General features: G+C 65.8%; 18 protein-coding genes. 12 read left to right on the top strand and 6 right to left on the bottom strand.

What is annotated here, in order from left to right:
* Nucleotides 1–29: 29 nt before the first annotated feature.
* The 11 genes from ribF (at nt 30) to G020_RS0109565 (ending at nt 10,274) form a co-directional block, all read left to right on the top strand.
* Complete coding sequence (gene ribF / locus G020_RS0109615) at nt 30–1,019, top strand: bifunctional riboflavin kinase/FAD synthetase (protein ID WP_018947179.1); 990 nt, start codon at nt 30–32, stop codon at nt 1,017–1,019.
* 69 nt (nt 1,020–1,088) lie between these two features.
* A complete protein-coding gene (gene ileS, locus G020_RS0109610; RefSeq protein ID WP_018947178.1) occupies nt 1,089–3,932 on the top strand; it encodes an isoleucine--tRNA ligase in 2,844 nt (947 codons plus the stop codon).
* Nucleotides 3,929–4,426: a signal peptidase II gene (gene lspA / locus G020_RS0109605; protein WP_018947177.1), complete on the top strand. Its 498-nt coding sequence runs from the start codon at nt 3,929–3,931 to the stop codon at nt 4,424–4,426. Before ileS ends, lspA begins: the two co-directional genes overlap by 4 nt.
* Nucleotides 4,427–4,460: 34 nt before the next feature.
* Nucleotides 4,461–4,898, top strand: coding sequence for a peptidylprolyl isomerase (locus tag G020_RS0109600; RefSeq protein WP_018868985.1), 438 nt, complete (start codon nt 4,461–4,463; stop codon nt 4,896–4,898).
* A gap of 19 nt (nt 4,899–4,917) precedes the next feature.
* The gene (gene ispH, locus G020_RS0109595) at nt 4,918–5,865 is read left to right on the top strand and encodes a 4-hydroxy-3-methylbut-2-enyl diphosphate reductase (RefSeq protein WP_024329450.1); all 948 of its coding nucleotides are present in this window, start codon (nt 4,918–4,920) and stop codon (nt 5,863–5,865) included.
* A 150-nt stretch (nt 5,866–6,015) separates the two neighbouring features.
* Nucleotides 6,016–6,402, top strand: coding sequence for a nucleotidyltransferase family protein (locus G020_RS0109590; RefSeq protein WP_024329449.1), 387 nt, complete (start codon nt 6,016–6,018; stop codon nt 6,400–6,402).
* Nucleotides 6,392–6,814 (top strand): DUF86 domain-containing protein, encoded by a 423-nt coding sequence (locus G020_RS0109585; protein WP_024329448.1) that lies wholly within the window; start codon nt 6,392–6,394, stop codon nt 6,812–6,814. The genes G020_RS0109590 and G020_RS0109585 overlap by 11 nt, the downstream gene beginning before the upstream one ends.
* Before the next feature lie 77 nt (nt 6,815–6,891).
* Nucleotides 6,892–7,758, top strand: coding sequence for a formyltetrahydrofolate deformylase (purU, locus tag G020_RS0109580; protein ID WP_024329447.1), 867 nt, complete (start codon nt 6,892–6,894; stop codon nt 7,756–7,758).
* 80 nt (nt 7,759–7,838) lie between these two features.
* Nucleotides 7,839–8,852 carry a type IV toxin-antitoxin system AbiEi family antitoxin gene (locus G020_RS0109575; RefSeq protein ID WP_018947171.1) on the top strand — a complete coding sequence of 338 codons (1,014 nt, stop codon included), beginning with the start codon at nt 7,839–7,841 and terminating at the stop codon, nt 8,850–8,852.
* Complete coding sequence (locus G020_RS0109570) at nt 8,815–9,714, top strand: nucleotidyl transferase AbiEii/AbiGii toxin family protein (protein WP_024329446.1); 900 nt, start codon at nt 8,815–8,817, stop codon at nt 9,712–9,714. The genes G020_RS0109575 and G020_RS0109570 overlap by 38 nt, the downstream gene beginning before the upstream one ends.
* Before the next feature lie 215 nt (nt 9,715–9,929).
* On the top strand, nt 9,930–10,274 hold the full coding sequence (locus tag G020_RS0109565; RefSeq protein ID WP_024329445.1) for a nucleotidyltransferase family protein: 345 nt from the start codon (nt 9,930–9,932) through the stop codon (nt 10,272–10,274).
* Between the two features lie 152 nt (nt 10,275–10,426).
* Here the strand turns inward: G020_RS0109565 and G020_RS0109560 are convergent, their stop codons facing one another.
* Nucleotides 10,427–10,888, bottom strand: coding sequence for a very short patch repair endonuclease (locus G020_RS0109560; protein ID WP_024329444.1), 462 nt, complete (start codon nt 10,886–10,888; stop codon nt 10,427–10,429).
* Nucleotides 10,889–10,950: 62 nt separating this feature from the next.
* On the opposite strand from G020_RS0109560, the gene G020_RS0109555 reads away from it, so the two are divergent.
* Entirely contained in the window at nt 10,951–12,537 is a 1,587-nt protein-coding gene (locus tag G020_RS0109555) for a DNA cytosine methyltransferase (RefSeq protein WP_024329443.1), read from the top strand.
* Here the strand turns inward: G020_RS0109555 and G020_RS0109550 are convergent.
* The 5 genes from G020_RS0109550 to G020_RS0109530 all read right to left on the bottom strand — a co-directional run bounded on the left by G020_RS0109550 (nt 12,534) and on the right by G020_RS0109530 (nt 19,665).
* Nucleotides 12,534–13,298, bottom strand: a complete 765-nt coding sequence (locus G020_RS0109550) for a hypothetical protein (protein ID WP_024329442.1) — start codon at nt 13,296–13,298, stop codon at nt 12,534–12,536. The genes G020_RS0109555 and G020_RS0109550 overlap by 4 nt on opposite strands.
* Entirely contained in the window at nt 13,288–14,088 is an 801-nt protein-coding gene (locus G020_RS0109545; protein WP_231363058.1) for a hypothetical protein, read from the bottom strand. The genes G020_RS0109550 and G020_RS0109545 overlap by 11 nt, the downstream gene beginning before the upstream one ends.
* Nucleotides 14,089–14,179: 91 nt before the next feature.
* On the bottom strand, nt 14,180–16,042 hold the full coding sequence (locus G020_RS0109540; protein WP_024329440.1) for a hypothetical protein: 1,863 nt from the start codon (nt 16,040–16,042) through the stop codon (nt 14,180–14,182).
* Nucleotides 16,032–17,051: a PD-(D/E)XK motif protein gene (locus tag G020_RS0109535; protein WP_024329439.1), complete on the bottom strand. Its 1,020-nt coding sequence runs from the start codon at nt 17,049–17,051 to the stop codon at nt 16,032–16,034. The genes G020_RS0109540 and G020_RS0109535 overlap by 11 nt, the downstream gene beginning before the upstream one ends.
* Complete coding sequence (locus G020_RS0109530) at nt 17,041–19,665, bottom strand: Z1 domain-containing protein (protein ID WP_024329438.1); 2,625 nt, start codon at nt 19,663–19,665, stop codon at nt 17,041–17,043. The genes G020_RS0109535 and G020_RS0109530 overlap by 11 nt, the downstream gene beginning before the upstream one ends.
* Nucleotides 19,666–19,691 lie beyond the last annotated feature (26 nt).

Raw genomic sequence — 19,691 nt, 5'->3', positions numbered from 1 at the left:
TACTTGCCGTTTTTCCTGGATACGGGGCAATGCGGCTGATTCGAGGGCTGGGAAGGCCCGACGGTACGGATTCCGGGCTGACCGCGGTGCGTGGCGCCGTGGTGACCATCGGCAACTTCGATGGTCTGCACTGCGGGCATCAGGCGGTGGTGGATCGCCTGCTGGCGGCCGCGCGCGAGCATGCGGCGCCGTCGGTGCTGATGACCTTCGAGCCGCTGCCGCGCGAATATTTCGCCGAACACGCCGGGGCGCCCACGCCGCCGGGGCGGCTGCAGCGCCTGCGCGACCGTCTGGTGGCGCTGGACGGCCGCGGCCTGGACGCCGCCTGGGTGCTGCGTTTCGATGCCCGCCTGGCGGGGCTGCCGGCGCGCGACTTCCTCGAGGAGGTCCTGTACCGGCGGCTGGGCGCGCGCCACGTGCTGGTGGGCGATGATTTCCGCTTCGGCCGCGGGCGCGAGGGCGACAGCGCCCTGATGCGTGCCGAAGGGGAGCGGCTGGGCTTCAGCGTGGAGTCCACGCCCACGGTCAGCGATGCCGACGGGCGCATCAGCAGCACCCGGGTGCGCGCCGCCGCGCGCGAGGGCGGCTTCGACGAGGTGGCGCGGCTGCTGGGACGGCCGTACCGGCTGCACGGGCGGGTCGCGCATGGCGACCGCCTGGGACGTACCATCGGCTTCCCCACGGCCAACGTGCGCCTCGGGCGCTGGCCGCTGGCGCTGCGCGGGGTGTATGCCGGCTGGCTGCAAGGCGCGGGCGGCGAACCGCTGGCTGCGGTGGCGAACATCGGCTGGCGGCCCACGGTGCAGGGCACCGAACAGCGCCTGGAGATCCATGTGCTGGACGCCGCCCCCGAGCTCTACGGCGCGCGCGTGGCGTTCGAACCGCGCGCGCTGGTTCGCGGCGAACAGCGCTTCGACGGGCTGGATGCCCTCAAGGCGCAGATCGCACGGGACGCCGACACGGCGCGTGAATGCCTGGCGGGCGATGAACCGGGCCGTGTGCCCCGTACCGTCTGCTGACACCGGTCGAAACTGCCGAATCCTTCAACTCCACAGCAACCGGCCCCGCGGGGCCCATCCGGAAGAGCCATGGCCAAGAAACAGGCACCGCCGAATCCCTACAAGGATACGCTCAACCTGCCGCAGACCGCCTTCCCCATGCGGGCGAACCTGGCAAAGCGCGAGCCGGAATGGCTGGAGCAGTGGCGGGCGGAGGACCGTTATCGCCGCCTGCGCGAGCACTGCGCCGGACGCCCGCGGTTCGTGCTGGCCGACGGCCCGCCGTACGCCAACGGCTCGATCCACGTCGGCCACGCGGTCAACAAGATCCTCAAGGACATTATCGTCAAGAGCCGCACGCTGGCGGGCTTCGACGCCCCCTACGTGCCGGGCTGGGACTGCCACGGCCTGCCGATCGAGCTGCAGGTGGAGCACAACATCGGCAAGCCGGGACACGAAGTGGACGCGGCCTCCTTCCGCGAGGCCTGCCGGGCGTATGCCGCCGAGCAGGTAGCGGGGCAGTCGGCCGACTTCCAGCGCCTGGGCGTGCTGGGGGACTGGGAGAACCCGTACCTGACCATGGACTACCAGGTCGAGGCGGACACCGTGCGCGCCCTCGCCCGTATCTACGAACGCGGCCATGTGCAGATGGGCGAGAAGCCCGTGCACTGGTGTGTGGACTGCGGTTCCGCACTGGCCGAGGCCGAGGTGGAGTACGAGGACAAGATCTCGCAGGCGATCGACGTGCGCTTCCGCGTGGTGGACGACGTGGACCTGGTGCGGCGTTTCTCCGGGGCGGATGCCGACGGTCCGGTGAGCGTGGTGATCTGGACCACCACGCCGTGGACCCTGCCGGCCAACCAGGCGGTGGCCGTGCACCCGGAGCTGGATTACGCGCTGGTGGAACTGGAACACGAGCGCCTTCTGCTGGCGGAGGGGCTGCTGGAGGACTGCCTGGCCCGCTACGACCTGGGCGAAGGCCGCGTGCTGGCACGCGTGAAGGGTGCCGCGCTGGAAGGCCTGGTGCTGCAGCACCCGTTCCTGGAGCGCGAGGTGCCGCTGATTCTCGGCGACCACGTGACCACCGAGGCTGGTACCGGCTGCGTGCATACCGCCCCCGGCCACGGTCAGGACGACTACGCCGTGGGCCTGCAGTACAACCTGCCGGTGGACAACCCGGTGGGCCCCGACGGGGTGTTCGTGGAGGGCACGCCGTATTTCGCCGGGCAGAACGTGCACCAGGCCAACGGCCACGTGATCGACGTGCTGCACGAGAAGGCCGCGCTGATCGTGGCGCGCAAACTCCACCACAGCTACCCGCACTGCTGGCGGCACAAGACCCCCATCATCTTCCGCGCCACGCCGCAGTGGTTCATCAGCATGGACCGCGAGGAACTGCGTGCCGACGCCCTGCGCGCGATCGGCGAGACCCGCTGGATGCCCGACTGGGGACAGGCGCGCATCCACGGCATGGTGGCCAACCGGCCCGACTGGTGCATCTCGCGTCAGCGCCACTGGGGCGTGCCAATCCCGTTCTTCCTGCATCGCAAGACCGGCCGCGTGCACCCGATGACCCCCGAACTCACCGAGCAGGTGGCTCGGCGCATCGAAGAGGAGGGTATCGAGGCCTGGTTCCGCCTGGAGCCGGAAGAACTGCTGGGCGAGGAGGCCGCCGAGTACGTCAAGCTCACCGACACCCTGGACGTGTGGTTCGACTCCGGCGTGCTGCACAGCACGGTGGTGGAGAAGCGCCCCGAGCTGGGCGGCCTGCCGGCGGATCTGTTCCTCGAGGGTTCCGACCAGCACCGCGGCTGGTTCCAGTCCAGCCTGCTGACCAGCGTGGCCATGCGCGGTGAGGCGCCCTACCGCGGGGTGCTGACCCACGGCTTCACCGTGGACGAGAACGGCGAGAAGATGTCGAAGTCGCGCGGCAATGTCGTCGCGCCGCAGGAGGTTGTCTCCACCCTGGGCGCGGACATCCTGCGCCTGTGGGTCGCGGCGACCGACTTCTCCGGCGAGATGGCGATCTCCGACAACATCCTCGACCGTACCGCCGATGCCTATCGCCGCATCCGCAACACCATGCGCTTTTTGCTCGGCAACCTCAGCGGGTTCGATCCGCAGGAGCACGCGGTGCCGCTGGACGAACTGCTGCCGCTGGACCGCTGGATCGTGGCCCGCGCGCTGCAGGTGCAGGAACAGGTCACCCGCTCGTACGACGAGTTCCTGTTCCACCCGATCTACCAGCGGGTGCACAACTTCTGCTCGGTGGAGCTGGGCAGCTTCTACCTCGACGTGATCAAGGACCGCCAGTACACCACGCCGGCGGACTCGCACGCGCGGCGTTCCGCGCAGACCGCGCTGTACCACGTGGCCGAGGCCCTGACCCGGTGGATCGCGCCGATCCTGACCTTCACCGCCGAGGAGATCTGGGAGCTGCTGCCGGGCGAACGCGCGGACTCCGTGCTGTTCGCTACCTGGTACGAGGGCCTGGCCCCGCTGCCGGAGGACGCGACGTTCAGCAATGCCGACTGGGACCGTATCCTGGAGATGCGCACCCACGCCGCCCGCGCGCTGGAAACCGCCCGCAACGAGCAGCGCATCGGCGCCTCGCTGACCGCCGAGATCGACCTGCACGTGCCTGCCGATGCCCCGGTGCGCGCCCCGCTGGAACGCCTGGGTGACGAGGTGCGGTTCGTGTTCATCACCTCGGAGGTGCGCCTGAGCACCGAGCCCGCCCCGGCCGATGCGCATGTCGCGACCCTGGAGGACGGCACCGCGATCGGCGTGGTGGTGCACCGCAGTGAACACGCCAAGTGCGTGCGTTGCTGGCACCTGCGTCCCGATGTGGGCGAGAACCCGGCGCATCCGGAACTGTGCGGGCGCTGCGTCACCAACGTGGAGGGGCCGGGCGAGACCCGGCGGTTCGCGTGAGGCTGCCGGGGCATTCCGGACTGGCGCCGGGGCTCGCCCTGGCCGCGGTGGTGCTGGTCCTGGACCAGATCACCAAGTTCTGGGCCGAGCGCGCGCTCACCCAGTTCGCCTCGGTGGAAGTGGCCCCGTTCTTCAACTTCACCCTGCTGTACAACCCGGGGGCCGCGTTCAGCCTGCTGGCCGATGCCGGCGGCTGGGGCCGCTGGCTGCTGTCCGGGATCGCGATCGCCGCCGGGGTGCTGATCACCGTCTGGCTGGCGCGTCTGCCGCGCAATGCCTGGCTGACCATCGCCTCGCTGGGGCTGATCGTGGGCGGTGCCATCGGCAACCTGGTGGACCGCCTGCGCATCGGCAAGGTGGTGGATTTTCTCGATTTCCACTGGGCCGGTTATCACTGGCCCGCATTCAACGTCGCCGACATGGCGATCACCGTGGGCGCGGTGCTGCTGATCGTTGCCGCCTTTACCGAAGGCGAAGCCACCCGCCGCGACTGACCCGCCCCGCGTCTGCAAGCGAACTGGAGCAAAGATGACGACCGTAGTAAAAGAAAAGCGCGTACGCATGCACTACCGGCTGGTGCTGGAAAACGGCCTGGTGGTGGATTCCACCGGCGAGGAACCGACCGAGCTGGAGGTCGGCGCCGGCGAGATCCTGCCCGGGCTGGAAGACCTGCTGATCGGCCTGCAGCCGGGCGATCAGCGGGAATTTGCGATCGAGGCCGGGACCATGTTCCCTTGGCCCGAGAAAGAGGCTTTCCAGTCGGTGCCCCGCAACCAGTTCCCGCCCGAGGCGGAGCTGGCAGAGGGTCAGATCTACGAGTTCACCAGCCCTTCGGCCGAGGCCGTGCCCGGCCGCATCAGCGAATTGAGCGAGGAGACCGTGACCGTGGACTTCAACCACCCGCTGGCGGGCAAGAACTTCACCTTCGAGGTGGAGATCCTGGAAGTGCACCCGGCGGACGAGTGATCCGCGAGGAGAACAGGGCATGAACATGCAGGTCCGGCTCGCCAACCCCCGCGGCTTCTGCGCCGGCGTCGAACGCGCCATCGAGATCGTGGAACGCGCCCTGGAGATCCACGGCGCCCCGCTGTACGTACGCCACGAAGTGGTGCACAACCGCCACGTGGTCGGGCGCCTGGAAGACGCCGGCGTGGTGTTCGTGGAAGAGCTGGACGAAGTGCCGGACGGCAACGTGGTCATCTTCTCCGCGCACGGCGTACCGCGCCGCGTGGAGGAAGAGGCCGAGCGCCGCGGCCTGACCGTGTTCGACGCCACCTGCCCGCTGGTGACCAAGGTCCACCTCGAGGTGTCGAAGCACGCCCGCGAGGGGCGCGAAGTGGTCCTCATCGGCCATGCCGGGCACCCCGAGGTGGAGGGCACCCTGGGCCAGTTCGACACCTCGAAGGGCGGGCGCATGATGCTGGTGGAAACCGTGGAAGACGTGGAACGCCTGGAGGTGAGCGAGCCCGACCGCCTGGCGTTCGTTTCCCAGACCACGCTGTCGATGGACGACACCGCCCACATCATCGACGCCCTCACCGCGCGCTTCCCCAACATCGAGGGGCCGCGCAAGATGGACATCTGCTACGCCACGCAGAACCGCCAGGACGCGGTGAAGACCCTCGCCGACGACTGCGACCTGCTGCTGGTGGTCGGCTCGAAGAACAGCTCCAACTCCAACCGCCTCGCCGAGATCGGCGCGCGCGCCGGCGTGCCGTCGTATCTGGTGGATGGAGCCACCGACATCGACCCGGCGTGGCTCGAAGGCCGCGACCGAATCGCCGTGACCGCCGGCGCCTCCGCCCCCGAACTGCTGGTGCAGGAAGTCATCGACTACCTGCGCGAGCGCGGCGTGAACGAGGTCAGCGAAGTCGCCGGCCAGGAAGAGACCATCACCTTCTCCATCCCCCCCGGCCTGCGCGACACCGCCTGACCCCGGTAGGAGCGGCCTCGGCCGCGAACAGGCTGCTCACCATTCGCGAGCAAGCTCGCTCCTGCAGCCCCCGCCCCGTAGGAACGGCCTTGGCCGCGAACTGGAGTTGTCCTAATCTGGACCCTTTCGGATTCGCTGCCGCGGTGCCCCATGCTTTCTCCCGAACAAACTTCGCAGCTCGAGCACCTCGCCAGAGAGCATGGCTGGGAGCTGCTGGTCCTGTTCGGCTCCACGGCGCGGGACGGCACCGGCCGGGACATCGACCTTGCCGTTCAGCCGGCGGAGATGCCAGGCCTGATGACCCAGGGCCGCTGGCAACGGCAACTGGAAGAGATCCTGGAACCCTGCCCGGTTGATCTGCTGGTTCTGAGCGAGGGCACTTCCCCGCTGACCCGGTTCGAGGTCTTCCGGGATGGCGTCTGCCTGTACGAAGCACAGGCCGGGCGCTTCCACGCCGAGCAGGACCGGGCCTTCTTCCTGCACGCCGACTCCGTACTCTTCCAGCAACACCGGATGGAGGGCACGGATGCCCCCTGATACCGCCGAGGTGGTCGGGCGCAAGCTCGACATGCTCCATCGTTTCCTGACGGACATGGAGTATTACGCAGCTCTGGACGTGTCCGTGCAGAGGCAGGAGCACTATGCGATTGAACGACTGCTCCAGCTTTTGTGTGAATCGGCGGCCGATATCGGGCTGCAACTCCTGCGCAGGGATGGCGACCGGCTGGCCTCGGCCTATCGCGAAGTTTTCATCGCTCTGCGCGACCGCCATGGCCTGGATGCCGGGCTGGCCGACCAGCTGGTGGACGCCTGCGCGATGCGCAACGTACTGACGCATCTTTATGACACGATCGATCTGGATCGCGTGATCGGCGCCGTCCCCGACGCCCTGGAGGTGTATTCCGCCTTTGCCAGCTGGGCCGGGGAGCGCGTCCGGTCGAGCCCGTAGTCATTCTTGCCGGGTATCGGTCTCCCGGGCGCCCCGGTGTACCCTGACGGCTTCAATCTCCCCGGAACATCTCGACCATGACGGAAACCGCCCCCGCGCGCCACGACTTCCGCCTCAGCATCGTCTGCCCCGACCAGCACGGGATCGTGGCCCGGGTGGCCGAGGCCATTGCCGGCACCGACGGCTGGATCACCGAAGCCGCCCAGCACACCGACGCCGAGGCCGGCTGGTTCTTCATGCGCTGGGTCTTCGCCCTCGACCCCGCGCGCGAGGGCGAACTGCGCGACCGCCTGCTGCATCTGGGCGAAGACATGCGCATGGACTGGGTGCTGGCCGACTCGCGCAGCCGCCAGCGCGTAGTGCTCATGGTCAGCCGCGAAGGACACTGCCTCAGCGACCTGCTCGCCCGCTGGAACGCCGGCGAGCTGCCCATGGACATCCCCGCCATCCTCTCCAACCACACCGACCACGAGCCCCTGGCGCGCTGCTACGGCATCCCGTTCGAGCACATCCCCGTCCCGCGCAACGACCGCGCGAGCGCCTTCGCCCGGCTGCAGGAACGCCTCGACGAACTGCAGCCCGACACCGTGGTCCTCGCCCGCTACATGCAGATCCTCCCGCCGTGGATGTGCGAGCGCTACCCGCAGCGCATCATCAACATCCACCACAGCTTCCTGCCCTCGTTCTCCGGCGCGCGCCCCTACCACCAGGCGCACACCCGCGGGGTCAAGCTGATCGGCGCCACCAGCCACTACGTGACCGAAGAACTGGACGCCGGCCCCATCATCGAACAGGACGTCACCCGCGTACGCCACGACGACAGCGTTCAGGACATGATCCGCAAGGGCCGCGACGTGGAACGCTGGGTCCTCGCCCGCGGCCTGCGCTACCACCTCGAAGGCCGGGTGCTCACCCACGGCAACAAGACCGTCGTCTTCGACTGAGCGCCCATCCTCGCGTTGTTCATGAGTTTGTTTTGTTCAATAATATTGAACAAGCTTAATCTTTGAACAGGCGCCCGGTCATGGATGGTTTACAGGAACAACAGCTTCTGGAACAGGCATGCGAATGCCTGGAAGGCGCGACCGGGCTGCACCCGCAGATCGAACGTGCATCATCCCTTTACCTGCGGGTTGCCCCGGAACGCACCCAGCGGTGCTTCGAGGTCCACACCGTGCCCCGTCTCACCCCGGCCAGCGTGAGCTGGATCGCCGCCCGTCTCGAGCCCGAATACCCCGTACTGATCGTCAGCGAGTATGTGAACCCGCGCCTGGCCGAACGCCTGAAGAGCATGGATATCGGCTATCTGGACCTGGCCGGAAACGCCTACATCAATGCCCCGCCGGTGTACGTCTACGTCCGGGGCAACAAGCCGGTGGCCGCGGAATCGGTGGACCGCGACCCGGCAGGCCGCGCTGCCTTCCAGAGCGCCGGCCTGCGCGTCGTCTTCGCCCTGCTGTGCGCTCCCCGTCTTCTCCACGCGACCTACCGCGAGATTGCCGATGCCGCCGGCGTCTCGCTCGGCAGTGCCAGCCGCAGTCTTCAGGCACTGCGCGACCAGGGCTTTCTCCTCGAAACGGGATCGCGAACCCGCCGTCTGCACAACCATCATGCCCTCATTCAACGGTGGACCCTCGCATACCCGGAACAACTGCGGCCCAGGACGTTACTCGGGCGTTACCGCGCCCCCGGGCCCGGGTGGTGGGAGCACGCCGACCTGGAACCGTACGGTGCCGTCTGGGGAGGGGAGGTCGCGGCCGCAAGGCTGACCGGATACCTGATCCCGGAGCGGGTTTCCATCCACACTCGCATGACCCCCAACCGGCTGATGGCCGCCTTCGGCCTGCGCAAGGATCCGGATGGAGACATCGAACTCCATCAGACCTTCTGGCCGCCGGAATGTCACACCGAGGGCCCGGAACTCGCGCCGCGACTGCTCGTCCATGCCGAACTCATGGCGAGCGGTGACGAACGCAACATTGAAACTGCAAGGATGCTGTATGAGCACGGTCTGGCTGGACGTCTCGAACCGGATTGACCCATTACTAGCCGAAGTGCTGGGTGAGGTGGGTCGCCTGGCCGCCGAGCTGGGTATCCCATTTGTAGTGGTCGGGGCCACCGCGCGGGACATGGTTCTCCATCATGGCTTTGGCCTCGAGGTCCGGCGGGCCACTCGGGACATCGATCTCGCGCTGGAGATCGCACACTGGGATACATTCCAGGGTCTCGAAAAAGGTCTCCTGGCCACTGGTCGTTTCCGCACGGATCGTGCCGCGCAGCGCCTGCTGTACATTGCTGCGCAACAACCTGTGCGGGTCGATCTTATCCCGTTTGGCGGGCTCGAAAGGCCGGCTCATACCATCAGCTGGCCACCCGACCACGTGTTCCATCTGAATGTGCAGGGGTTCGCCGATGCTTCCAGGACCGCCCGCCTAGTGCGGGTCAGGAGCGACCCACCAACTGACACGCAATGCATCTCTCCAGCGGGTCTGGCCCTGCTCAAACTCATCGCCTGGGATGACGGCCGGCAGGATGGCCGTCGACGGCGCGACGCGGAAGACCTCCGGTATCTTGTCGAGACGTATCTGGATGCCGGCAATCGTGATCGGTTGTTCCGTGAATATGTCGGCCTGCTTGACCACGAAGACTTCGACTATCTGGAAGCCGGAGCGTACATTCTCGGTGGGGATCTGGCTTCGATCATGGCGCAGGCAACCCGGGCCAGTGTCATCAAAATCCTGGAACAGGAGACAGCACCGGACGGGCGGCTTCAGCTTGTCGGCGACATGGTCGCCAACCTGCCGCATGATCCTGCGGGCACCGCCAGCATTCTCAGACTGCTCGAAAAGGTGCTTGTCGGCATCCGGGCTTCCGAGATCGGGACGCCCAACACCGAGTGAAATCGATGGTAGCGGCGACCTGGTCATCGGAGAGCGTGCTCGCACGGAGGCCGCCTTTGCCAGGGCATGGCGCAACGGCATGCTGACTGACGGGCGACTCATGGGGTGGCTCCTCATGCGGGGGTGCGCTTTACATTGAAGTTGACGCTCGGACCCGAGGCTTGTCAGCAACACCGGATGCTATAGTTCTCCTGTACTCAGGGGACGGCCAGAGCATGGAAACCGCGGGTTACGCCAACATCCCGAATGCCGAAGGGGCGCAGTCGCCGCGCGAGCGGGTGACCGGGCTGGAGCATGACGCCGCCGCCATCGTGCGCGAGGAATTCGGCGACGATGCCCGGGTAATCTGGTTCGGCTCCTGGCCGCGTGGCACGGCGCGCTGGAACTCCGACATCGACCTGGCGATCGTGCCGGCCCGGGACGTTGCCATCAGCGACTGGGGCCGGCTGCGCGGCCGCATCGAGGACCTGCGGACGCTCTACACCTTCGATCTGGTCGACCTGACCGAGGCCAGCGACGAACTGCGCCGCGACGTCGAAGACCACGGAGAGGCCCTCTGAGTAAAGCGGCCGAACAGCACTGCTCCCGGCTTTCCACCACCTGAAGGAAGCGCTCGGCACCTGACGGTAATTGTCGAGAGCGTGCCATTTGCCACCAGGCAGCCGGGGGGGGTGACCTGGTATCATCTGAGCAGGAATTGCGGGTTTCCCACTCAGGTGGCGGGAGTTTCCTTTTCGGGCCATTCCAGAAAAGGTTCGTCACCAGTGATCCACCCGGGCAGCCACTGGTCGAGCATTGCTTCCATGTCGCTGCCACGGAGGCCGCATTCCCAGAGGATCAGTACGCGCCAGCCGGCGGTCAGAAGCTGCTCCTGGTTGCGCTGGTCACGGGCAACGTTCTGGCTGAATTTCTTCTGCCATTTTTCCGGGTTGGTGGAGGGAGTGGTGGTCAGGCGGCAACCACGGTGGCGATGCCAGAAACAGCCATGGATGAAGATGGCCAGGGAATGTTTCCTGAGAACGAGATCGGGGCTGCCCGGGAGCCTTGCCTGATGAAGCCTGTAGCGGAAACCTCGCGAATGGAGAAAACGACGCACCCGCATCTCGGGTCGGGTGTTGGTCGAGCGGATCCCGGACATCATCCGCGAGCGCGTTTTCGCATCAACTACGTCCATCGAGTGTTGCTCCCGAGCGGCCTCGCGGCCGTGAAACCTTCTCTCCAGAAAGGGCTCATTCAATGACGCCTGTACCCGTAGCAGACCTGTTTGCCGGCCCCGGCGGCCTGGGTGAGGGCTTCGCCTCGCTCACGGATGCCTTTCGTATCGAACTGTCTGCGGAATGTTCGTCCTCGGCCCACCGTACGCTGCGGCTGCGGGCGTTCAAGCGCGCCCTCGAGGCTTCGGGTGAAAGCACGGCCCCCTATTATGACTACGTGAAGGGCCGGCGATCTGCCCCGTGGACCGATGCGACCCGCGAACTCTGGGAGGAGGCGGAGCGGGAGGCACTGTGCGTGACGCTGGGGAACGCCGATGATGACCAGCGCTTCTCGCAGGCCCTGGCGCAGCGGGATTTTGTCGACGGTGTTCTTGTCGGGGGCCCGCCGTGTCAGGCGTATTCGCTGGTCGGCCGAGCCCGTAACCGGGGTATCGAGGGATATGTTCCCGAAGACGACGGTCGCCACTATCTGTATCGCGAATATCTGAAGCTGATCCAGCATTTTCGCCCGGCCGTTTTCGTGATGGAGAACGTGAAGGGCATTGTCAGCTCGAGGGTTGGCGGACGGAGGATCTTTCACGACATTCTCCGAGATCTCGTCGACCCGGATGAGGCTCTCGCGCGTGCTCCGAACGGACCGGGATACAGGATCCATTCACTGGTCGATCCCGGCGTCGTGTTTTCGGCCGGAGAGGATCCGGCCGCGATTCCTTCCCATGCCTTTACGGTGAAAGCCGAGGAACACGGCGTCCCGCAGGCCCGCCATCGCGTCTTTCTCCTGGGGGTGCGGGAGGACCTGGGTGTAGTCCCCGGGTGCCTGCACAAGCGCCGGGCCACGACCGTCGCCGATGCGGTCGGCGACCTGCCGGCGTTGCGCAGTCGGCTGTCCAGAGGGGACAGCGAACAGGCCTGGCGGCAGGAGGTTTCGGAGCGAGGCGAGGCCCTTGTGCGGGAGGCAGCGAGGCGCGGTCAGGACGCCCTGGCCGAGGAGCTGGACAGTGCCGTCAGGCGCATTCGGGAAATCCGGCAATGGTCGGTTGGTGCCCGGTCTCAGCCTCTGGTTTCGGCACCTGAAACCAGGAACGTCGGTGGTCTCGCGGACTGGTGGCATGACCCGCGTCTGGATGTGGTGCTCAATCACGAAACCCGCTCGCACATGCCCGCGGATCTTGCCCGTTATCTTTACGCGGCGAGCTTTGCTCGCGCATGCGGGCGTTCACCCAGGGGGGCCGACGATTTTGCCCTGCCGGGTCTCGCGCCCAGCCATGCCAACTGGACGACCGGAAAATTCGCGGATCGATTCCGGGTGCAGATTGAAGACGAACCCGGCAGGACGGTCACCAGCCATATCGCGAAGGACGGGCACTATTACATTCACCCCGATCCGGGCCAGTGTCGCGCCCTGACCGTGCGTGAAGCCGCCCGGATTCAGACCTTCCCCGACGACTACTTCTTCGAGGGCAACCGGACCGAGCAGTATCATCAGGTGGGGAATGCCGTGCCCCCGTTCCTGGCCCGCCAGATCGCGGAGATTGTTCGCAAGATCCTCCGGGACTGGCGCGACGAGCAGGCGTGTGAGCCGTCACGGGAGGTCCGCGCGGTCGGTTAGGGTGCCCGGGTGTTTTCCTTCAGCGCAGCACGGAATGCGGCAGACACCCGGTCCCGCAGGGTCTTGTCAGGCAGGGCATCGAGCTCCTGGGTCACGCGATAGGCTCGCAGGTTGCGGCTGGCAGAGCGCATGACGGCTTCCATGGGAGCCGCTGGTGATCGCTGCCCGTTGGTATGGAGCCAGGTTTCGGCAATGATCCGCGCCGTTCGGGGATGGGAAGTGAGGGATGTCCTTTCCATGATCTGGACGAGCGCATCCTGGGTCAGGGCCCGGAGTGTCTCCCATCCGCTCCCCCGGCCGTCCTGGTGGTCGGCTCCAATCAGATAGCCGCGACGCCAGAGGATCCCGAAGGTGTTGCGGATGCCGGCGGTCCAGCGTTCGCGAGGCCGGCCTTCGAAGCGCCAGTCCGTGATGTCCGGAGCCAGAACCAGCGAGAAAAATGCCCACATGTCCTGGCGCATGGCCTCGCACACCGGAATAGCGGCTTCCTCGCTCAGGTAGCGTGCAGCCAGCAGATCGAATCGCGTCGTCGCGTCCCGCGGGGCCACCTCCGGGAAGCCGCATTCCGTGGCAATTTCCACCAGCCGGGAGCGAATGCCCTTCAGTCGCTTGTCCTCGACCTTTGAGCCCCCGGTCTGCGTGTAGGTCATCGCGGGGTGCTGAGTGGCCCATTCCGGCGTGCGATCGGGGTCGGAATGGTATTCCTCCCAGATCTCGCGAGCGGAGAAGGTGTCCAGGCGGGGAAACAGTTCAATCGTCATCAGGCTTGCCGAATACCGAGCTGATCATGGATTCAAAGCGGGCCGGATCGTCCATCGCCTTCTGCCGAATTTGGCCGACGTCCTCCTCCGGAAAGGCGGTTGCCATCCACGACAGCGCGACCGCGCCGAGACTGCCGTCCGGGAAGTCTCCCGCATCCAGCTCGAGCTCTTCCGAGAGCAGAACCCGCATGAGGACATGCCGCACGATCTCGGCCGTGAAGAGCGAGGTGAGCGGCTGCTCGCCCCGGATCAGTGGACCATGGATATCCGTTCGCGCCGTATTCAGGATCACGCGGAAAACGGACTCGAAACGCTCGTCCGGACGGTTCGCACTCAGGTCGATGAACCAGGGCGCGTGAGCGAGATGACGTGAAAAACTGCTGAAGTCCCGCGATTCCATGGGCATCCTGGAACCGCCACCTTCGATCTGCGTCACGAGCCGGTCATCCCACAGCCGACTGCCGGGGGCCAGCGGGGAGAGCGGCGACCGACGTCCGCCCTGGTTGAAGGCCAGGCTCGTGGACAGCTCGATGCGTCCCTGGAGCTCGTGCCCATGGATCATCACCGGGCCGATGTCGATCTCTTCGTGATCCGCCTTGCCGGCGTCGACCAGCCGCGAAAAGATATTGCGCCGGACCGGCATGTCTCCGGTCTGCAGGAAGACGTTGAGAAGAAAGGTACTGTCGGGTTCCAGCTCGGTTTGCTGGCGGAGGGCGGAGAGATCGATCCGCAGGCTGCGGCCGATATTGAGGTCGACCGAATAGTCCCAGTGAGGAAGGATGTCGGGCAAGGGCTCCCGCAGTTCTTCCTCCGACTCCCGGGACCAGGGCTCGGCGCTGACGACCTCCGGATCGGGCCGAAGAAACGGGAAGGCAACGGGTTCACTCATCGGTGGATACCTCCCGCACACTGATACGCGGTTTTACGGCCACGCCCGGCGGTATCGTTACGCGAACGGAGCCTTCCATGCGGCCGGCCGACATCTCGGTGACGACGGACTCGTCCGCGCCGGCCTCCTCGCCGTCGAGTTCCCACTCCCGGAGTTCCGGTCGGTCGCCATCCGGGCTGACATCGATGTTCTCGCTTCCCTCCGCGGCGATGGCGGGCCGGGCGGTGAGCTCGACGGCCTTGCCCGCAGATCCCATGACCGTGAAATGGAACGTGGCGATCGTGCGACGTCCCTCGGTTTCCAGTTCGCCTGACCGGACCCCCGTCAGCCGCACGGGGCCGCGGGCCCCGCCACCCGATTTGCCCGTTTGTTTCTGACGCACGGCCCGATCGCCGTCGCCCGAAAGCAGATAGCTGCCGAGGCGGTCCGCGATCCCGGCGAGCCCCTCCGAACCGTCGCCGGTCGGTGAACGCGGGTCGGGGACGATCCCCTTCATCTTCTCTCTGATTTCCCTGAGGGCCACCCGGACGAAGGTCTTCTCGTGGGATCCCTTGGGGAGCGACTGAAAGTTCCAGTCGTCATGCGTCGGTGGTTCGGCGGCGGCAAAGGCTTCTTCTACCTCCTGCTCGCGGCTGGAGATGAACACCCCGGCCCATTCCAGGCGCTCGTTCGGATGAATCGGCCCCTCAAGGTATTTGACGACCAGTTCGGCCGGTCTCAGCAGGGCAACGTGGTGAGAGACCTCCGGCATGGCCAGGCCGTCCTCGCCCTTGAGGTGGGGAGGCCGATCTTCCACAGGACCTAACTCGTGGCCCATGTGTCCGAGCAGTTTCTTCGGTCTGCCACAGCGGATGGGTTCGGCACGTTCGGAAGAGCCCGAGCGGGCCTCGTGCAGCGCCTGCGCGAAAAGATGGAAAGGGGGACTCTGCTCCACGTCAGGAACCGGAAAATCGCGGCCGTCCAGTTCGACCCGGAATCGCATCGGCGGGTGGTCCGTTCCTTCCATCGGCACCATCTTGGGCCAGAAAAGCCACAGCAGGGCCCGGTGGATATAGGATGCCAGTGCGGGATGATCATCCAAATCGATGCCGACAACCGGATCCAGGATCAGCACGGACGTGCCGGTCCCGTTTGCCGCATCGCGTTCGGGGAGACCCAGTGAATCGGCGAGCCGGCGGGCATCCTCGCCGCGCACGGGGTCCACAACCGATCCATCGTCCGTCTCGGCGCCCCACCAGTGGCGGCCGGTAAAGCCCTGTCCGGTCTCCGGATCGTGGAACTCTTCGCCCATGCGGCTCGCCATGAAACGGCGTTCGCTTGGTCCGTCCTCGTCGCTGGTGAGGCTGTCGACCACGACCGTCTGGCAGGAGCTGAGGGCGAAGAGGGAAGATTTGCCGTAACCGTAGGTGCCTCCGGATTCGCTGCCGTCCCGGCGGGGGCTCCCGATGTTGCGCAGGAACCGTACAAACCGGGAATCCCGCGACTCCGTCAGCTCCGAGGGTCTGGGTGTTCCGGTAAGCCCGTGGGTCCGGAAATCGCAGATTTCCGCGACTGCGATGCGCGGCTTGCGGAACAGCTCATGGAGCGGGGCCCTGGGATCGGGTGACAGGTCCCTGAACACGACCTCCCGGAGATAGCGGGTCTGCTCTTCCGTCAGCGTTCTGAGCCGCACCAGGTATTCCGGCACCTCGCCGGGCAGGCGGGCGTCCCAGCTGTTCTGGCCGCTTTCCCGAATCGCCGTTTCCAGTGGCTCGGTGGTCGGCGTGCCGAGCAGACGTCTTGCCCCGGTCCCTGAGAGGTCACCGTAATCACTGTAGGGTTGGCTGGACCGGCTGACTTTCGGTTCACTGTCCATGCAGGAACTCCTCCAGAATCGAGGCCCTTGCTTCATCAGGAACGGCCCACTTGCCCAGTGCATCCAGGCGCAGCGAGAATTGCACGGAATCGATTCCCGGGTCCGTCTCACCTGACTTGAGCCGGTCGGGGGTGATGCGGGGGAAGTCCTGACCCACCGTGAACATCGTTCGTTTCCCCGGATTGAAACGATGGGCCTCCCAGGCTTGCCGGATGGTTTCGGAATATCCGTAGGCGGCAAGTCGTTCGCTCAGCCCGGGGGCAGCAGGAGCGAGCGCGTGAAGGCTATCCACGAGATCCGGGACGGAGATTTCTCCCTGCGGATCGGGCACGAGTATCTGGTGGACCAGATACAGGCCGCGGGAAGGGGCTTCGAGCTGGCGGATGCCGTGGATTTCCACGGAGGACGGTTCGCGGCGGGTGGAGCTCTTGACCTCGAGGGAACGCTCGTTTCGGTGGAAATCGTGCTCTCCTCCCAGCGGTCCTTCCCATGCATTCCATGCGTCCGGGGAAATGCGCATCAGGTCTATTAGGACCATCAACTCCCCGGCGAGCCCGGCAGCTTTTTCCCGCGTGACATCTCCGGCCGGCGCGGCTTCGAGCAGCTTTCTGAAATCCCCGACCGCATTGCGCACCGCGCCGGCCCCGGAACGTCCCTGAAGGAGCCGCCGGTGGATGTCCGAGACCAGCTCCGCAAACACGGGATGAAGCCTCGGCTCCGTGCAGGTCAGCCGGAGTACCCGGAGCTTTCGGCCGCCGTATGAAATGGTCGCCAGATCCACCACCACGTTCTTCGCCGACAGGTTGGAGGCACGCTTGTAGTCCGGCTCGACGGGTACCATCGCCCGCGGCGCCCCCGCTTGCCCCAGACCCAGCAGCAACGGATCGTGTTCGTGGTCGTCAGCAGGCTCGAAGACCGGCCTGTCGTCCTCGCCTACCCGGCGGGTCAGACGCTCCCAGATCCAGAGCAGCTCCCGGGCGGGGAGCTGTCCGCTGTCCTCACTCGTCATCGGATTCGGCCTCCTGGCCCCCGGTCAGCTTGTCGGGATCGACGGTGATGTAGTGGCCCGAGAACCCGCCCGGAGACTCGGGGAAGACCAGTCCCATTCCGAGTACGTGATCCACGGCATTCAGCGGTTGCCGGTTCGAACCGCGGGAGGGCCGGGAATCGGGATTGATCGGATAAAGCAGCAGGAGAGGGAAGCCTCGGCCGCCCTGCAGGCCGGCCCGGTATTCCTTCAGCTTGCGCCAGTTGCTCTCGATGCCCGCCGGCGGTGGCTGGTCTACGTCGATCAGGATGTCTCCGCGGGACATGAGCGCCTTGATGTCAGTGCACTCATCCGGAGCGTCCGACATGGCGGAGCGGTTGACCAGGCGTGGAGCCTCGAGCGGACCAAGCGCCTTGTCGGACGCCGGACCCGATGCAGGCATGACGACCGCTACATTCCAGCGGCCCAGCTCCTGATCGGCGTATTTTTCCACGTACCTCGCCAGGGCCTTCGTGTCGGTCCGAACCTGGTGGGTTGTCTGGTACTGGGAAAGGAACTCCAGAATCGCGTCCACCGGAACGTTATGTATGACTGTCCCCTGCGCGTTTTCCGTTTCGGAGGTGCTGGGGTCCTGCTGAGCTCGTTGCAGGAGGCGTGCCCCGGCATCCCAGTTGCGCGAAAGCCAGTCGGGATCCCGGTGCAGGAACCGGATGGTCTGGAGGTGTTCGCCCGAATAGGAGAGGTGCGTCTGCGTGGCATGCTGCATTGCAGGCGCGCGGGTAACCAGCATCCCCGGAACCTGGCGAATGCGCACGCCCCAGTCGATCGGCTGGCTTTCGCCGTCACTGTAGGCGGCAATGTCCTCGCGAATCTCGGCCTCGATGGTTGCCAGCTCCCGGAAATTCGACCCGGTAGAGGAGGTCATCCAGATGCGTGGCAGATCCTCGTAACCGTGGCGATAGCCGAACCACCGGCCCATCTGCATCAGGGTGTCGTACTGGCGGGCGTTCCGGCCGAAAAAGCTGACGATGAGCCCGGGCAGGGTCACGCCCCGAGCGAGTCGATCACCGCCAATAATGATCGCCGCCGTCGCGTCATCTTCGGATGTCAGCGCCGGGCGCTGCCCGCTCATGTAGTTGTCCTGAAAGATGACGACCTTGTTCAGGAGTTCATCTGCGTCGTCGAGAACGTCTTCTTCGTCCGGAAACGCGTGCCCGAACCTGTCCGGGGGTAGCGCCGTCGATTCCTGCCGCCAGACCTTTCGCAGGAGGTCACGACGCTCACTCGGGTCGAGGTGGAGCAGTTCCTGCCGACGGGCCTTGACCGCCAATTCGAAGGACGAATGCGCATCGGTCAGCCGGCTCGTGTGGATCAGCATCGTGGTGTGCCCACCCTGCCGAAAACGCCGAACCGCCGAAGCCAGGATGAACCAGAGGATGGCGTTGTCGAGGGAGGGCGGGAGAGCCGTTTCTGGCCCGGCTTCGCCATTGCCGATCGCCTTCAGTCGCTCGACCTCGTCTTCCGAGATCGTGCGGACGACATCAAGCCCTTGGCGGTTGGCATCGGTGTCATCGGCCGAAAGCATGTCACGGCCGAACAGCGTTTCGGCCCCGAAGTATTCGGGGGGCGCCGGCAGGGAAATGATGAAGTCCCGCGGATAGAGATCCTGATGATACTGCTCGTTTCCTTCGGCCGCCGGATTGATCAGCACATTGGCGAACGGCGTAGCCGTGTAACCCACATAGGAGGCTTTTGGCAGGCGTGCTAGGATCTCGCGGATCCGGAGGTTGATGGTACTCGGATCCTCTTCCTCGTTCTGCCTGCTGACATCCGGGCTTGCCTGGTCCGTTTCGTCGTCAATGACCAGCGCGGGGAGCTGCCTGCAGGTGTTCTTCGAGGTCTGTTCGAGGAAGTCCCGGAGCCGGGCGAGCACGTGGGTATTTTTCTTGACCACCGCCAGAATCGCCCCGCGATCCGGTCTGGTCAGGCCCTGGCGCGTACCGGCATCGAAATCGTTCTCCAGCGTGGTGAGCCGTTCCCACAGTTCGGGATGGTTTTCCACCAGATCCGCTTCCATGCGTTCCTGCGTCTGGTTGCGCAGGGCGTCGGTCAGCCCCGCTAGAACGATCACCATCCGGTACCCGGTGTCCATCGCCTTGGCGATCACGGCCGTCATATTGGCGGTCTTGCCCGACTGCACGTAACCGACCACCAGTCCCCGGACCGAGAAGTCGTCCTTTGAGCGTGGCGGCGCAAGCCGTGCAACTACCGAGGTCGACAGGTCGTCGATGGACTGCACGGAGCTTGGAGTCCAGCCTTTGGTATCAAGCAGATGCGACTCCAGGGCGGGCCAGAAGGTGTCGTCCTTGCTCGGACCGGTGTACCAGCGCTTTTGCGCCCGAGCGTCGATGGCCGGAACATCCAGCTTGCCGACGTGCCCCAGCTCCTGAAGGATCTCTTCCTCGATCTGCTCCGTCGCAGTCCGGGCCTCCTGCTCGTCTAGGCCCGCCATGTCCTGAATGTCTTCCATGACCCTGATTCGGGCTTCCTCATGCGTGCCCCCGGAGTGCAGCTCGCGGCGAAAATTCTCCTTCATGCGTTTCGCCTGCCGCTCGTTCACTACCTGCTCGACCACGTGGCCTCCTTTTCGCTGTGTCCGTT

The sequence above is a fragment of the Thioalkalivibrio sp. ALR17-21 genome, from assembly GCF_000420185.1.
Lineage (GTDB): Bacteria > Pseudomonadota > Gammaproteobacteria > Ectothiorhodospirales > Ectothiorhodospiraceae > Thioalkalivibrio > Thioalkalivibrio halophilus.
This window is presented reverse-complemented; position numbering and strand designations above follow the sequence as displayed.